The organism is Promicromonospora sp. NPDC060204 (genome assembly GCF_042728455.1).
Taxonomy (GTDB): Bacteria; Actinomycetota; Actinomycetes; order Actinomycetales; family Cellulomonadaceae; genus Promicromonospora.
Genome location: NZ_JBHWZO010000051.1, coordinates 1 through 14,343, shown reverse-complemented (window position 1 = coordinate 14,343; position 14,343 = coordinate 1). Strand labels below are relative to the sequence as shown.

The window sequence follows — 14,343 nt, the reverse complement described above, 5'->3', positions numbered from 1 at the left end:
CGCTACGCCTCCGTCGCCGGGTCGTCGGGCTCGGGCGGCGGGGGCCCGAACCGGGCGATCAGCACCGCGCCCACGGCCGCCCGGACCGTCGCGCTCACCAGGCCGACGAGCGCGATCGCGTAGACCCACGACATCGGCAGCCCCAGCGCGGGCGAGGTGAGGAAGCCGGCCGCGGTCACGAGCTCCCAGCACGCCCAGGTGAAGGCGGCGGAGATGACGGCGACCAGGGCCGTCGCGACGGTCTGCACCACGCGCGCCAGGGCCGGGCCGCCCACGGTGTCGATGAGCTGGACGGCGATGTGGCCGTTGCGGGTGACCAGCACGCCGGCCGCGACGAACGTCAGCCAGATCAGCCCGAACTGCGACACCTCCCCCGCCCACACGATCTGCGGCACGGGCAGGTAGCGCTGCGCCGCCTGGAACAGGATGAGCACGAAGATCAGCACCGTGGCCAGGCACGCGATGGTGAGCTCCACGCCGGTGAGCAGCTTGACGAGACGGTCGATGCCTTGCTTCATGCGTGGTTCACGTACATCGGGACGATCCCCTTCCGTCCGGCACGGCACGTCGGTGTGCGGCGCGGTCGTCGCCGCACGTCGGTGTGCGGCGTCGTAGCTGCGGCGACCCTAGAAACCGCCCGGCAAGTTGCGCAAGCAGTTGCCAAAGTTGCCAGCGATATGGCTAGATGCCCAGGTGCAGCCCACGATCTACGACGTCGCGAACGCGGCGGGCGTGGCCGCCTCCACGGTCTCCCGCACCTTCAACAAGCCCGGCCGGGTCAACGAGGCGACCCGGCAGCGGGTGCACGCCGCGGCCGCCGAGCTGGGCTACGAGCACAGTCCGCAGAACCGGGCCCTGCCGGGCGGGCGGCACCGGACCATCGCGATGGTCCTGTCGGACATCACCAACCCGCACTTCTTCGAGCTCATCCGCGGCGCGGAGCAGCGCGCCAGGGCGGCCGACGTCACGCTGGTGATCGTCAACGCCGAGGAGTCGCAGCGCATCGAGGAGAACCAGGTCCGGGACCTGTCGCCCACGGTCGACGGCTTCGTCCTGGCGGCCAGCCGGCTGACCGACGACGCCCTGGTCACCCTGGCGGAGAAGCACCGCGTGGTGCTGCTCAACCGTGAGCTGGCCGGGCTGACGAGCGTGACGATGGCCGTCGCCACGGGCTGCCAGCAGATCCTGGAGCACCTGGCCTCGCTGGGGCACCGGAGCGTCACCTACTGCGCCGGGCCGCCGGGGTCCTGGATGGGCGCGGTGCGCTGGGCGGCCCTGAGCGCCGGCGCGGAGGAGCACGGCCTGACGGCGCACCGCGTCGGCCCGTACACCCCGAACGTCGCCAACGGCGGCGCGGCGGCCGACGGCGCGCTGCGCACCGGGGCGACGGCGATCGTGGCCCACAACGACCTGCTGGCGTTCGGCGTCGTCCGCCGGCTCACGCAGCGCGGCATCCGGGTGCCCGACGACGTCAGCGTGGTCGGCTTCGACGACATCTTCGCCTCCGAGTTCGTCCACCCGTCGCTGACCACCCTCGGCGGCCCGGGCGCGCACGCCGGCCGGCTGGCCGTCGAGCTGCTGATCGACCAGTTCGCCGGCCGGGCCACGCAGGACGCCGAGCAGGTCAGGCTGCCGACGGAGCTGGTGCTGCGCGAGTCGTCGGGCCCCGCGCCGAAACTTCCCCCGCCGCATTTGTCCGCTTCTCACTAAACTCCGGTCATGGCTCCTGGCAGCAGAGCACCAGAGTCCGGCACGTACGACGCCTTCATGTCCTACAGCCACCAGAACCAGCCGGTCGCCCGCTGGCTGCACCAGGCCCTCGAGTTCTTCGGGCGCACCGGCCGGGGCCGGGCCTCGCGCATCTTCCGGGACGAGACGAACCTCGGCGCGGGCGGGGCCCTCGGCGACGAGATCGTCGTCGGGATGGCGCGCTCCCGTCGTCTGATCCTGCTGGCCTCCCCGGAGTCCGCGGCCTCCCCCTGGGTGCGGCAGGAGCTCGACTGGTGGTGGGAACGCCACGGCAGCTACCGCGACGTCGTCGTCGTGCTCGTCGGCGGGGAGATCCGCTGGGACCCCGACGAGCTCGCCGCCCTCGGCGACGAGGCCGCGATCACCGCCACGGACCTGGCGCGGTTCGGCGCCGAGCGCCTGTACGTCGACCTGCGCGAACGGGCCGAGGGGTCGCACGCCACGCCGGTGCCACGGTGGTGGCGGTCGTCCGGGGTCGGGTCGGATCCGACCACCGTGGACGCCATGGCCTCGATCGCGGCCACGCTCCGTGAGGTCCCGAAGGAGGTCCTGGTCGGCAACGAGGTCGCCTGGCAGCGCCGGACCCGCCGCCGCACGCAGACCGTCGTCTCCGTCCTGTCCGCCGCCGTCGTGCTGGCGGTCGCCGGCCTCGTCGCGGCGGTCTGGCAGGCGAACGAGGCGGGGCAGGAACGGCGCGTGGCGACGGCGCGCCTCCTGTCGTCGTCGGCGATGCTGTCCGCGCGCGAGAACGGCGTCCTCGCGCGCCTCCTGGCCGTGGAGGGGCTGCGGATGCACCGGGACGACCTCACGCTCACGGCGCTCTACGACGTCGCCGACGAGAACCCGTTCCTCGGTGCGCGCACCACGGTCGACGGCGAGGTGACCGTGCTCGAGGGCTCCGGCTCCGGCGCGTACGTCCTCGCCGCGACCCAGGGCACGACCTACCTCTGGGACACGGTCCACGGCACGACGGAGCCGGTCGACCTGGGCGGCGAGCGCACGGTCGCGGCCGACCTCGACCAGGACGGCGACCGGATCGCGATCGCCACCGATGACACGCTCCGGCTGTGGGCACGTTCCGCCGACGGCGCCACCGCGCCGACGTCGATCGCCCTGGAGGACGTGATCGACGTCGGGCTGTCCGACGACGACGACGTCGTGGCGGTGCTCCGGGCCGGCTCGGGCACCGCGGAGCGCCCGGACACCTTCGAGCTCGTCCTGGTCGACACGGCGGACAGCCGCATCCTCCGGACCACCGCCGTGGACGGGTACTGGAGATGGGTGGGGGTCGACGGGGACGAGGTCGTCCTGGTCGGCCACGACGGCACCTGGCAGCGGCGGCCCGTCGCCGATCCCGGCGCGGTCGTCGCCGAGGGCGGACCGGTCGCCCCGTTCAACGGCTGGATCGGCAAGGCGTCCCCGGACGCCGGGCACTTCGGGTTCGTCAAGCACTCCGTGGACGTGAACCGGAACTCGCAGGGCAGCTTCGACGAGACCTATCGCCAGGGCCCGATCCCGGGTTCGGGCACATTCATGCCCCGCCTGTTCGAGCTGTCGCCGGACGGGAGCACCGCGCTGGTGGGCGGTGGCAACGAGGTGTGGGTGACCACGACGGACACCGAGGGCGTGCCCGTGGAGCGGCAGCTCTCCGGCGCCGGCCTGCCGGGGCTGGCCGCCTTCCTGGACGAGACCCGGATCGTCTCGGCCCATGGCCCGACGCTCGTCCTGTGGGACCTCGCGCGGCCCGCCGGCCCCTGGAGCACGCTCCCCTATCCGGTCGCGGACGGTCCCACCGTGGGCTTCTCCGCCCACGTCGCCCTCTCGGACGACCACCGGTCGATCGCGGTGGTCGGCGGGTACGACCTGGTGTCCCACGGGACCGTCGACGAGGCCGCAGGGCAGCTCACCGGCCCGACCGGTGGCCTGCCGGTCTGGCGGCCGGACGGCTCGCTGCTGCTCGCCACCGGCAACGAGGGATACGTCGTCGCCGAGGACGGGACCTCGACGCGACGCCTCTGGACCACCGGGTCCGAGGAGGTCGACCCCTGGTTCCGCGCCCTCACGGCCCGGATCGTCGGCAGGGACCTCTACCTCGTCGACGACGACGGCGTGATCCAGGTCCGCGACGTGCGGGACGGCACCCTCCGGCGGACGATCGACCCCGGGTTCGACCGGGGTGAGGACTGGAACCGGCCGTCCTCCGCGACCAACCAGGCCGCGCTCAGCGACGACGGCAGCCACGCCGCCGTCGTCCTGGGCGACGCCTCCGGCGTGGCGCTCGTCCGCACCTCCGACGCGACGGCACGGATGCTGACCGACACCGTCGGGTCGGTGCTGATCGACGGCGAGCGGGTCATCGTCGCGACCGGGCGCGACGTGCGCACGTTCACGCTCGACGGCGAGCAGACGTCGTCCTTCTCGATGACGGGCGACTATGCGGACGCCCTGGCGGTGGTGCCGGACACGGACGTGCTCGCCCGGGTCCGGACGGACGGCAGGCTCGTCCTGGCGAACCTGACCACCGGCAGGCAGCTCGCGGACTACGCGATGCCCGTGCCGACGTCCACGACCGCGCAGGCCCCGTGGTACTCCTCGACCCTCACCGTCGTGGGAGCCGCCCTCTACTCGGCGACGGTCGGCACCGACGTCGCCCGCTGGGACCTCTCGATCCCGGAGATGGCCGAGGCCGCGTGCCGGGCGGCGGGCCGCGACCTGTCGCCCCAGGAGTGGCGGGCCGTCACCGCCGGCGACCCGCCCGCGGACCTCCGCTGCGACAGGCCTGGCCTGGACGCGCGGTGAGCCATGACCGGTCAGCGCGCGAGCGCGGCCGCCATGAACTCCTCCGGGTACGGCGAGCGGGCCAGGGCCTGCTCCCGGCCGAGCCGGCCGGCCGCGACCTCGCGGCAGAGCTCGGCGACGAGCGCCAGCTCGGCGCGCTGGGCCCGGACGAAGTCGCGGTCCACCGGGTCGCCGTGGCCGGGCAGGACGGTCGCCGCCCCCAGGGCGAGGACGCCGTCCAGCGCGGCGGGCCAGCCCTGCGGGAAGGCGTCACCGAACTGGGGCGGCGCGCCGTGCTCGACGAGGTCGCCCGCGAACACCACGTCCGCGTCCGGGACGTGCACCACCAGGTCGTGATCGGAGTGCGCGGGCCCGAAGTGGCGCAGCCCGACGCGGCGGCCACCGAGGTCCAGCTCCGCGCTGTCGTCGACCAGGTGGTCGGGCAGCACCGGGCGCACGGCGGCGATGCGGTCGGCGACGTCCGGCTCGCCGCGGTCGCGGTAGCGCCGCGCCCACGTCTCCCGCTGCTGCGCGCCCGTCGCCACCAGGTCGGCGCGGCAGCCGCGGTGCGCCCAGACGGCGCACGGCGCGAAGGCCTCGGTGCCGAAGCTGTGGTCGAAGTGGGAGTGGGTCAGGACCACCTGCCACGGCAGCGGCGTCACCTCGCGGACGGCGGCAGCGAGCTCGGCGCCCTGCCCCGCGTCCCCGCCCGTGTCCACGACCAGACAGGACTCGCCGCCCACCACGAGCCCGACCGAGAGGTCCAGCTCGGCGTACCGCCGCACCAGCACGCCGTCCGCGACCTCGATCCACCGTCCCATGGCCCGACCCAAGCAGACGGACCGGGCCGGATCAACCGACGCCGCAGGCCGCCCAGCCGTCGTCGAGCAGGCGGTACCGCGTGATCAGCCCGCGGGGATCGACGGCGACGTCGAGCACGAACGTGCCGACCACCGCCAGACCCGTCGCACGGACGGTCGCCCGGACCGTACCGGTCACCACGGCCCGGTGACCGGAGGCGCGGATCGTCACGAGATCGAACAGCTCGAGATCAGCCTCCTCGCCGAGCCGGGCGAAGTGCTCGGCGGCTCCCGCACGGCCGGATCCGCGGCCGGTCCAGGGCGGCTCGCCGGCACCGCCGCGCACCGTGAGGTCCGCGTCCGCGTCGAACCGCTGCGCCAGGTCACGTGGCGAGGCGCCCGCGATCCTGGCCGCGAACAGCTCGATCACGGCCACGCGGACCGCGGACCCGTCAGGTGCTCCCGGCTGCATGGAGGCTGTCTAGCGACCGCCACCGTCCCACGGCAAGGGCCCGTCGGACCGGCTGAGGCCACTGGCCGGAACCGGCCACGACTGTTTACCTGCGCGTCACGCGACGGCGCGCACCGCCGACCGGTTTCACCCGGGGACTGTCCGAATCGTCCGAACTGATCTACTGTCGATACTCCAAGTCATGAAGTGGCTTTCCGATCCCCGTCGGAAACGAGTACCTCATGATGCCTGCGCACCGACAGTCCTGGACCGCGGACGACCGCAGCGACGAGCCACGCCTGGTGGTGCGGGACGACCGCGACGAACCACTGCGGGCCGACCGGGTGGCACCCGGCCGCGTCGGACAGGTGATGATCGAGCGGGCCAAGAGCGTCGTCGTCGTGGCACGCCGCGTCGACGAGGAGACGGCCGCCCAGATCCTGGCGGACGCCGCCGACGACGCCGGCATCCCCGTGCGCCTGGCTGCCGACCAGATCGTGACGGCGCTGCAGGCCCCGGACAACCGCGAAGAGATCACACAAGACATCCTGGCGCACGCCGTGGAAGCCACCCACCCGGTCGACCCGGCGCCGGTCAGCCCGGCCCCGGCCGGCTGACACGCGAAGTGCTCGGCACAAGGGTCGCGCCGAGCACCGCACGAGCTCCCGTCCCGCACCACCTCGCGGAGACCCTTGACCACATTCTCCCCGGAGTGCTTTCGGGGGGCGGGAGCCATCTCGCGGCAATTCCCGCCCAGAACGGGAACCGTCGAGATCAAACATATCAGGCCGCCATTCGATCGCCTCGCGAGCAATATTCGGGAGCCGGTCGACTGCTGTACATTTCAAGCATCCGACTGCCCGAGACGCCCGGTTTCGCGCCGAAGAAATGCTCGGTCCGGGGAATTCTGCTGTTTATCTCACCGGCTCAGGAAATATGCCCCCCAGCCGGTCGACCTCGGCGGACACGACGCTTTCCCTGAATTCGCCTCGAAAGACCGCCCGCAGCCGGTTGAAATTCATCCGGTGCGCCAGCCGTGCCGCTGCCCGGACCCGGCCGCCAGGGATGCCGGGGTGGGCCGCCGACGATGACGTGCAGGCCGGCGAACGTCTGTAGCACGCCATGCCCACGGGTGACGGCGGCTCACCAGGATCGTGGGCCGCTCGGGCGCTGTCGACCGCTTCCTGCCGATGTGTCAGCACGGGTCTAGTCAGGCTAGGGTTACCGCGGGTCAGGACGCGGCTCGTCGGCGCACAGCGCACGAGGAGGCTTGCCGTTGACCGCAGAACCGATGGAAGTGGAGCGCGCGCTCACTGTCGGGATGAACCACACCGTAGGCCGGTACCGCTACGACGTCGCCACGGACGAGTGGTGGTGGTCGGACGAGATGTACCGGATCCACGGTTTCGAACCCGGTGACGTGGTGCCCACCACGGCACTGATCCTCGCGCACAAGCACCCCGACGACCCGCCCGCCGGACGGCAGGCCCCGGCCGGCGTGGTCGCGGCGACCGGCCAGCCCTTCAGCAGCGTGCACCGCATCATGGACGCGCGGGGCCAGGAGCGGACGGTCGCCGTGGTCGGGCAGGGCCGCCGCGACCCGGACACGCGCCGTGTCGTGGAGCTGGTGGGGTACTTCATCGACGTGACCGCCGGGATCAAGGCCCAGGCGAACCGGGCCGCGAACACCTCCATCCAGGCCGCGGCGGCGACCCGCGCGCCCATCGAGCAGGCCAAGGGCATCATCGCCTTCGCCCTGGGGATCGACTCGGCCGAGGCGTTCCAGCGGCTGCGCAGCGCCTCGAACGACACGAACGTCGCGGTGCGGGACGTCGCCCGCCAGATCGTCGAGCTGACCGGCACCAGGAGCGCGGCGGCCGACGTCGTCGCCGTCCTGACCGCGCCCCAGGCAGCCGAACCACCCGAGCCGCCCGTGTGACCCCCGCCGTCGGCGGCGACGGGGTCCCGCCGGCCCGCGGCCGCCTCAGGAGCGGCCGGATCAGGACGGGCTGAAGGAACGCAGGAACTCGTCGACCAGGGCGCGGTTCTTCGCGGTCGCCGGCACGGAGGACGACACGAACCTCACCAGCGCGTCCGCGATGTCGCGCACGGGGACGTTCGTGTCGTTGGACACCCGCCGCAGCAGCTGGAACGCCATGTCGTGGTCGACGGAGTAGACCATCATGAGCATCCCCCGGGCCTGGTCGATGACCGCCCGGCGCTCCGCGGACGCCTTGATGGAGACGGTGGCCTCCCGCGCGGCCGCCGCCCGGTGGGAACCCGTCACGTCGATGAAGTAGCCGTACAGCTCGGTGATCTGGCCGGTGCTCGTGTCGCGCCGGCCCTGTCCGGTGATCACCAGGACGCGGGTGTCGCCCTTGGAGTCGATGATCCGGTGCACCGAGCTGAACGTCTCGCCGGACTCGGCCGCCTGCTTGAGCACGCCGTCCGTCTGTCCCAGGTCCTCCGGATGCTTGTGGGAGAGCATGAGCGCCGTGGTGGGCACCACCTCGCCGGGCGCGAACCCGTGCATCGCGTACACCTCGTCGGACCACGACCACTTCTCCGTGACCAGATCGAGCAGGTAACGGCCAACCGGTGGCATGTCACCGCCGTCGAGCACTTCCTCGATCTTGCCCTCCATCTGCGGCTCCCTAGAAAGCGTGCGGCGGGACGGGCAGACCCCGGGGCGCCCTCCGCAACTCTCGTCACGCTACTCCGCCACTCGCACCCCGGGCCGCCCACTCCCCCGTCGGACCGGCATGCCGGCCCCTGCCTACGCGCGCCCGGCAGTCCGGTAGCGGTGCTCGGGGCGGCCCGTCGAGCCGTACCGGAGCTCGACCACGAGGTGCCCCTGGTGGGCGAGCGCCGACAGGTAGCGCTGGGCCGTCGCCCGCGAGACCCCCACCCGGTCGGCGACCATGGGCGCCGAGAGTGCCGCCCCGGCCTCGGCGAGCGCCCCCAGCACCGCGGTCTCCGTGGGCGAGCGGCGCGCGGCGCCGTCGCGCCCGCCCGCGCCGTGGAGCACCCGGCGGGCGCGGTCGACCGCCTCCTGGTCGAGCTCGGCCTGCGAGTCGACCAGGTTGCGGTAGCGCCCGTAGGCGCGCAGCAGCTCGGTGAGGTCGTCGTCGGCGAAGGGTTTGATGAGGTAGCCGAACGCCCCGCGCTGGAGGGCCTTGCGCACGGCGGCGGTGGCGACGGCGGCCGAGAGCACGATGGCGTCGACGTCCCGCCGGGCGATGACGTCGAGCCCCGAGCCGTCGGGCAGGTAGATGTCGGCCAGCACGAGGTCGGGTTCCTCGGCGTCGATCACCGCGGCCGCCTGCGCCGCCGTGCCCGCTGTCGCGACCACCCCGAAGCCCTCGACCGACTCCACGATGCGCGTGTGCAGCCGCGCCACGTGGAAGTCGTCGTCGACCACGACGACGCGGAAGCGCACCGCGGGACCCGTGTCCTTGGTCGTGCTCATCGGCCGTCCTCCTGTTCGAACTGCTGCTCCAGGCGGGCCACGAAGACCGCGCCGTGCCGCTCGGTGCGGCCCATCGCCAGCCGCAGCTCGCCGCCGTGCCGCCGGGCCACCTCGGCCGACAGGCGCAGCCCGATGCCGTGCCCGTGCGCCGGCCCGGCGGCGCCGGCCTCCCCCGGACGCTCCCCCGGCCCGGGAACTCTTGCCGGCAGCGCCTCCGGCGTGAGCGGGTCACCCGCCGCGCCGTCGCCGGAGTCCATGACAGAGAGGTGGAGCTCGTCGCCGTGCCGGAGCGCCTCCACCTCGACCCAGCGCGGCGCACGCTCCGAGGCCACCGCCGCCGCGATGCCGTTGTCCACGAGGTTGCCGAGCACGGTGGTGACGTCCTCGGGGTGCAGCAGCGACCCGCTGACGTCGGCGTCGGGACCGACGCGCAGCGTCACTCCCTGGCGTTCGGCCTCCAGCGCCTTCGCCCCGAGGAAGGCCTGGAGGTAGGGCTCCCGGACGAGGCCCGCGTTGGCGACCGGGAAGCGCACCGGGCCGTGCTCGCCGATGCGGTCGAGGTAGTCGAGGGCCTCGGCCGTGTCGCCGGCCCGCACCAGCCCGGTCACCACGTGGATGCGGTTGGCGAACTCGTGCCGCTGCTCCCGGAGCGCACCGGCCAGCGTGCCGACGGCGGTGAGGCGCCGGGACAGGTCCTCGACCGCCGTCACGTCCCGCACGATCACCACGCGCCCGAGCAGCCGGCCGTCGCGCCGCACGTCGTGCACGTCGACGTAGACCAGCCGCCCGTCGACAACGAGCGGTGGGGCCGGCGGCGCGTCGGGCGCGACGGCGGGGCCGTCGACCGCCGCCGTCGCCACAGCCGCCGCCGTCGCCGTCGAACGGGCGCCCTCGATCCGCGCGAGGACGCCCGCGTGCCCGATCGCCTCCTCGACCCGGCGGCCCACCGGGTCGTCGAGGCCGAGCAGGGCGGCGGCGCGGTCGTTGCACACCGTGACGACGTCGTCGGCCGACAGCCCGACCACCCCGTCGTCGACCCCCTGGAGCACGGCCTGCTGGTCGTGCACCAGCTCGAGCAGTTCCTCGGGCTGGAGCCCGAGCGTCCGCTCGCGCAGCCTGCGCGTGATGAACCGGGCAAGCAGCCCGCCGACGCCGAGCGCGAGCGTCGTCGAGAGCACCACGGGGACGGCGTCGGCCAGGACGGTGGACCACACCTCGGTGGGCGGCAGCCCGACGCTCACCTCGCCCACGACGGTGCCGGGACGGTCGAGCCCGTACACGGGGACCTTGGCCCGCGCCGAGACGCCGAGGGTGCCGCGCTCCCAGCTCACCGTCTCCTCGCCGCGCAGCGCGGCGTCGGGGCTGGTGGAGACCGGGTCGCCGATCTCGTCGGGGCTGGGGTGCGCGAGACGGCGCCCCGTGTCGTCGGTGATCACCACGAACAGTGCGCCGGTGCGGTCCTCGACCTCGCGGGCGTAGTCGTCGAGGGTGCCGGCGACGAGCTCGGCGTCGGTGGACGGCGGCTGCCGCTCCGACTCCGCCTCGGCGCCCGCCCGGACGCCGGGGGTCTGCGCCACGGTCTGCGCGATGCGCAGCGCGGACTCCTGGGTCTGCTGCACGAGCCGGTTGAACCCGGTGAGGGCGAACAGCCCGAGCGTGATCAGCGACACCACGATCATCGCGGCCACGATCGACCGGTTGACCTGGGTGGTGAACTTCGTCGCCATGCTCGCATGCTAACCACGCGGAAGGTCCCGGCAGGAGCCGTGAGCAGAATGCGCACAACGAGTTCTGTGCGGTATTCCGCCACAACGCGCAGTAGCGCGCGGTGAGGGGCGACCCGTTCCTAGGGTGACCGGGTTATCGCACCCGCCGCCCCCCAGCCGGCCAGACGAAGGAGTCTCCCGTGCTTGTTCTGCTCGGATTCGGAATGGTCGCCACCTTCATGGTGCTGATCATGACCAAGCGCATGACCCCGGTGCTCGCGCTGATCATCGTCCCCACGATCTTCGGCCTCTTTGCCGGCGCCGGCCTCGGGATCGGCGACATGGCGCTGGACGCCATCGGGGGCCTCGCCCCCACCGCCGCCCTGCTGATGTTCGCCATCATCTACTTCGGCCTGATGATCGACGTGGGGCTGTTCGACCCGCTCGTGCGCGTCATCCTGCGGCTGGTCGGCCACGACCCGGTGAAGGTCGTCGTGGGCACCGCCCTGCTCGCGGCGGTGATCTCGCTCGACGGCGACGGCTCCACCACCTTCATCGTGGTGACGAGCGCCATGCTGCCGATCTACCTGCGGCTCGGCCTGAGCCCCGTGGTGCTCACCTGCGTCGCGGGCCTGGCGAACGGCGCCATGAACATCCTGCCCTGGGGCGGCCCGACCGCCCGCGCCGCGGCAGCCCTCGACCTGTCGCCGAGCGACGTGTTCGTGCCGATGGTGCCCTCCTTGCTGGCAGGGCTCGTCGTGATCTTCGCGTTCTCGTGGCACCTCGGCCTGCTGGAGCGGCGCCGCCTCGGCACGATCGACCTGCCCGGGGAGGGCCTGGGCGGTGGTGCAGGCTCAGGCGGCGGCGCGGCCCCCCGGAGCACCGGCCCGCGCGGCGGCGGAGGAACCGCCACCCAGGTCGAGCGCATCTCGACCGTGGCGATCCAGACGCTCGTGCGGCCGGACGACACCGCGATGGCCGACAGCATGCTCGACCCGCAGCGCTCCACCCTGCGGCCGAGGATGTCCTGGTTCAACCTCGTGCTCACGGCCGCCGTGATGGTGCTGCTGGTGGCCGACGTGCTGCCGCTGGCCTACGTGTTCATGGCCGGGAGCGCCATCGCGATCATCGCCAACTTTCCCCGGGTCTCCGACCAGGCACAGCGCATCGTGGCGCACGCCCCCTCGATCGTCGGCGTGGTCTCGATGGTGCTCGCTGCCGGGGTGCTCATCGGCGTCCTGGAGGGCACGGGGATGGTCGACGCGATGGCCGCGTGGGTGTCGGGCAGCATCCCCGACCAGCTCGGCGCGTTCTCGGCGGTGATCACGGGGCTGCTGAGCATCCCGATGACCTTCTTCCTCTCGAACGACGCCTTCTACTTCGGCATCCTCCCGGTGCTCGCGGAGAGCGCCGCGGCCTTCGGCATCGACCCGGTCGACATGGCCCGCGCGTCGATCACGGGCCAGGTGGTGCACATGCAGAGCCCGCTGGTGCCCGCCATCCTGCTGCTGATCTCGCTCGCGGGGGTCAACCTGGGCGACCACCACAAGAAGGTGCTGTGGCGGGCCGTGGTGGTGGCGCTGGTGATGCTCGTGGTCGGGATCGCGGTCGGCTCGATCGGCATCGGCTGACCGTCGGTGTGTGCCCTCCCGGTGACGGGAGGGCACACCTAGGATGAAGCGTTGTGAACGAGACATTCCTGGAGCCGGCAGCCGACACCCTGCGTGCCTGGGCGCTCGACGAGGAGCTCAAGCGCACCGTCCTCGCCTCGCCCCCGCTCGCCGCGGCCGCGGAGCGCATCGCGCGCCGCTACACCGCGGGCGCGACGGCGGACCACGCGATCGACGCGGTGCGCGCGGGCGTCCGGCGGGGCCACACCGGCAACATCGACTACGCGGGCGAGAGCATCCGCGACGCCGCGACCGCACGGCACGAGACCGACGTCTTCCTCGGGCTGATCGACGCGGTGCGGGCCGCGGACGTGCCCACCGCGATCTCGTTCGACCTCTCGCACGTCGGCTCGCTGGTCGACCCCGAGCTCGGCCTCGCCCACGCCCGTGAGCTGGCGGCGGCCAGCGCCCCGCTCGGGACGGCGCTCATGATCTCGGCCGAGGGGTCCGACCGCACCGACCTCGTGCTCGACCTCTACGAGGCGCTGTCCGCGGAGTTCGACCACGTCGGCATCACGCTGCAGGCCCGACTGCACCGGACCCCGGCGGACCTGCGGCGGGTGCTGCGCCGTCCGGGGCCGGTGCGGCTCGTCAAGGGCGCCTTCCTGGAGGCGGACGACGTCGCCCACAAGCGCGGCAGCGCCGAGCTCACCGACGCCTACCTCGACCTGGCCGGCGAGCTCCTGGCGGCGCGGCACCCCGTCCTCCTCGCCACGCACGACGAGGCGCTCGTCGACGCCCTCCGGGAACGCCACGGCGACGACGCCCTGCAGGCGCCGGGGGTCGAGTTCGAGATGCTGCAGGGCCTCGGCACGGAGCTGCTGGACCGGCTCCACCACGAGGGCTTCAGGACCCGGGAGTACCTCATCTTCGGCGACAACTGGTGGCTCTACGCGCTGAACCGCATCGCGGAGGACCCGACCCGCGTCATCACGGCGCTCGCCGACCTGCGCCAGGCATGACACATGTCATGGATCGGGGGTGCACAACGCCCCGGGAGCCGGTGACAGCCCGACACTTCTGAGCAGCGCGCCCGTGCGGTGGACTGGGGTCAGCGCCGAGGAGACACCCCGGCGGACGTACTGACAGGAGCACCCCATGGACCTCGTCGCCGCCCTCCAGAACCTCATCGGGCAGGTGCCCGAGCTTCTCCAGCCGCTGATCGTCGCCCTCGCGGGCGCCATCCCCTTCATCGAGGGCGAGGGCGGTGTGGCGATCGGCATCCTCGGCGGCATCCCGCCGGTCGTCGCCGCCGTGGCCGCGATGATCGGCAACTTCCTGACCGTGGCCGTGCTCGTGCTGCTCAGCACCGGGGCCCGCAACGCCGTCGTGACCCGGCACCGCGCGAAGGCCCAGGCACGCGACGCCGTGACGGTCGGCGGCGGCACCACCCTGCGGACGGCGTCGGAGGTCCGCGAGAACGACCGCAGCACCGCCCGCCGCGCCAAGTTCCAGCGCGCTTACGAGCGCTACGGCGTGCCCGGCGTGAGCCTGCTCGGCCCGCTGCTGCTGCCGACCCACTTCACGGCCACCATGCTCGCCGCCTCGGGCGTCGGCAAGGCCCGCATCCTCGTCTGGCAGGCCGTCGCGATCGTCGGCTGGACCACGCTGACCGCGCTCATCATCAGCGGGGTGCTCCAGGCCGTCCAGTGAGGTCGGCGCGGTCGGCCCGGTCGACGCGCAGAACGGGCGGGGGTGGTGGGTGCGGAGAACCGCACCC

General features: G+C 73.1%; 13 protein-coding genes. 7 read left to right on the top strand and 6 right to left on the bottom strand.

What is annotated here, in order from left to right; translation table 11 throughout:
* Positions 1-2: 2 nt before the first annotated feature.
* Complete coding sequence (locus ACFWEJ_RS09150; protein ID WP_377228888.1) at positions 3-518, bottom strand: TRAP transporter small permease; 516 nt, start codon at positions 516-518, stop codon at positions 3-5.
* A 175-nt stretch (positions 519-693) separates the two neighbouring features.
* Here ACFWEJ_RS09150 and ACFWEJ_RS09145 point away from each other — a divergent pair, with 175 nt between their 5' ends.
* A complete protein-coding gene (locus ACFWEJ_RS09145) occupies positions 694-1,710 on the top strand; it encodes a LacI family DNA-binding transcriptional regulator (protein WP_377228887.1) in 1,017 nt (338 codons plus the stop codon).
* 9 nt (positions 1,711-1,719) lie between these two features.
* On the top strand, positions 1,720-4,548 hold the full coding sequence (locus tag ACFWEJ_RS09140) for a TIR domain-containing protein (protein WP_377228886.1): 2,829 nt from the start codon (positions 1,720-1,722) through the stop codon (positions 4,546-4,548).
* An 11-nt stretch (positions 4,549-4,559) separates the two neighbouring features.
* Here ACFWEJ_RS09140 and ACFWEJ_RS09135 read toward each other — a convergent pair whose 3' ends face one another.
* Both ACFWEJ_RS09135 and ACFWEJ_RS09130 read right to left on the bottom strand, forming a co-directional pair.
* Positions 4,560-5,348: an MBL fold metallo-hydrolase gene (locus ACFWEJ_RS09135; protein ID WP_377228885.1), complete on the bottom strand. Its 789-nt coding sequence runs from the start codon at positions 5,346-5,348 to the stop codon at positions 4,560-4,562.
* 31 nt (positions 5,349-5,379) lie between these two features.
* Positions 5,380-5,799 (bottom strand): nuclear transport factor 2 family protein, encoded by a 420-nt coding sequence (locus ACFWEJ_RS09130; protein WP_377228884.1) that lies wholly within the window; start codon positions 5,797-5,799, stop codon positions 5,380-5,382.
* Positions 5,800-6,023: 224 nt separating this feature from the next.
* On the opposite strand from ACFWEJ_RS09130, the gene ACFWEJ_RS09125 reads away from it, so the two are divergent.
* Positions 6,024-6,395, top strand: a complete 372-nt coding sequence (locus ACFWEJ_RS09125; protein WP_377228883.1) for an ANTAR domain-containing protein — start codon at positions 6,024-6,026, stop codon at positions 6,393-6,395.
* A gap of 704 nt (positions 6,396-7,099) precedes the next feature.
* Entirely contained in the window at positions 7,100-7,717 is a 618-nt protein-coding gene (locus ACFWEJ_RS09120; RefSeq protein WP_377228882.1) for a PAS and ANTAR domain-containing protein, read from the top strand.
* A 60-nt stretch (positions 7,718-7,777) separates the two neighbouring features.
* On the opposite strand, the gene ACFWEJ_RS09115 is transcribed toward ACFWEJ_RS09120, so the two are convergent.
* From ACFWEJ_RS09115 to ACFWEJ_RS09105, 3 genes are all read right to left on the bottom strand, one after another.
* Positions 7,778-8,422 (bottom strand): PAS and ANTAR domain-containing protein, encoded by a 645-nt coding sequence (locus tag ACFWEJ_RS09115; protein ID WP_377228881.1) that lies wholly within the window; start codon positions 8,420-8,422, stop codon positions 7,778-7,780.
* Between the two features lie 132 nt (positions 8,423-8,554).
* Positions 8,555-9,247 carry a response regulator gene (locus ACFWEJ_RS09110; protein ID WP_377228880.1) on the bottom strand — a complete coding sequence of 231 codons (693 nt, stop codon included), beginning with the start codon at positions 9,245-9,247 and terminating at the stop codon, positions 8,555-8,557.
* The gene (locus tag ACFWEJ_RS09105) at positions 9,244-10,974 is read right to left on the bottom strand and encodes an ATP-binding protein (RefSeq protein ID WP_377228879.1); all 1,731 of its coding nucleotides are present in this window, start codon (positions 10,972-10,974) and stop codon (positions 9,244-9,246) included. The genes ACFWEJ_RS09110 and ACFWEJ_RS09105 overlap by 4 nt, the downstream gene beginning before the upstream one ends.
* Positions 10,975-11,177: 203 nt before the next feature.
* Between ACFWEJ_RS09105 and ACFWEJ_RS09100 the strand changes: the two genes are divergently transcribed.
* The 3 genes from ACFWEJ_RS09100 (at position 11,178) to ACFWEJ_RS09090 (ending at position 14,276) form a co-directional block, all read left to right on the top strand.
* Positions 11,178-12,584 (top strand): CitMHS family transporter, encoded by a 1,407-nt coding sequence (locus ACFWEJ_RS09100; RefSeq protein WP_377228898.1) that lies wholly within the window; start codon positions 11,178-11,180, stop codon positions 12,582-12,584.
* Between the two features lie 53 nt (positions 12,585-12,637).
* Complete coding sequence (locus ACFWEJ_RS09095) at positions 12,638-13,585, top strand: proline dehydrogenase family protein (RefSeq protein ID WP_377228878.1); 948 nt, start codon at positions 12,638-12,640, stop codon at positions 13,583-13,585.
* A 136-nt stretch (positions 13,586-13,721) separates the two neighbouring features.
* Positions 13,722-14,276, top strand: coding sequence for a small multidrug efflux protein (locus tag ACFWEJ_RS09090; RefSeq protein WP_377228877.1), 555 nt, complete (start codon positions 13,722-13,724; stop codon positions 14,274-14,276).
* The last annotated feature ends 67 nt before the right edge of the window (positions 14,277-14,343 follow it).

Coding starts and splice junctions, on each gene's coding strand:
- ACFWEJ_RS09120 (WP_377228882.1), top strand. CDS start 7,100: ATGAACCACACCGTAGGCCGGTACCGCTACGACGTCGCCACGGACGAG.
- ACFWEJ_RS09105 (WP_377228879.1), bottom strand. CDS start 10,974: ATGGCGACGAAGTTCACCACCCAGGTCAACCGGTCGATCGTGGCCGCG.
- ACFWEJ_RS09135 (WP_377228885.1), bottom strand. CDS start 5,348: ATGGGACGGTGGATCGAGGTCGCGGACGGCGTGCTGGTGCGGCGGTAC.
- ACFWEJ_RS09130 (WP_377228884.1), bottom strand. CDS start 5,799: ATGCAGCCGGGAGCACCTGACGGGTCCGCGGTCCGCGTGGCCGTGATC.
- ACFWEJ_RS09140 (WP_377228886.1), top strand. CDS start 1,720: ATGGCTCCTGGCAGCAGAGCACCAGAGTCCGGCACGTACGACGCCTTC.
- ACFWEJ_RS09100 (WP_377228898.1), top strand. CDS start 11,178: ATGGTCGCCACCTTCATGGTGCTGATCATGACCAAGCGCATGACCCCG.
- ACFWEJ_RS09090 (WP_377228877.1), top strand. CDS start 13,722: ATGGACCTCGTCGCCGCCCTCCAGAACCTCATCGGGCAGGTGCCCGAG.
- ACFWEJ_RS09110 (WP_377228880.1), bottom strand. CDS start 9,247: ATGAGCACGACCAAGGACACGGGTCCCGCGGTGCGCTTCCGCGTCGTC.
- ACFWEJ_RS09150 (WP_377228888.1), bottom strand. CDS start 518: ATGAAGCAAGGCATCGACCGTCTCGTCAAGCTGCTCACCGGCGTGGAG.
- ACFWEJ_RS09115 (WP_377228881.1), bottom strand. CDS start 8,422: ATGGAGGGCAAGATCGAGGAAGTGCTCGACGGCGGTGACATGCCACCG.
- ACFWEJ_RS09125 (WP_377228883.1), top strand. CDS start 6,024: ATGCCTGCGCACCGACAGTCCTGGACCGCGGACGACCGCAGCGACGAG.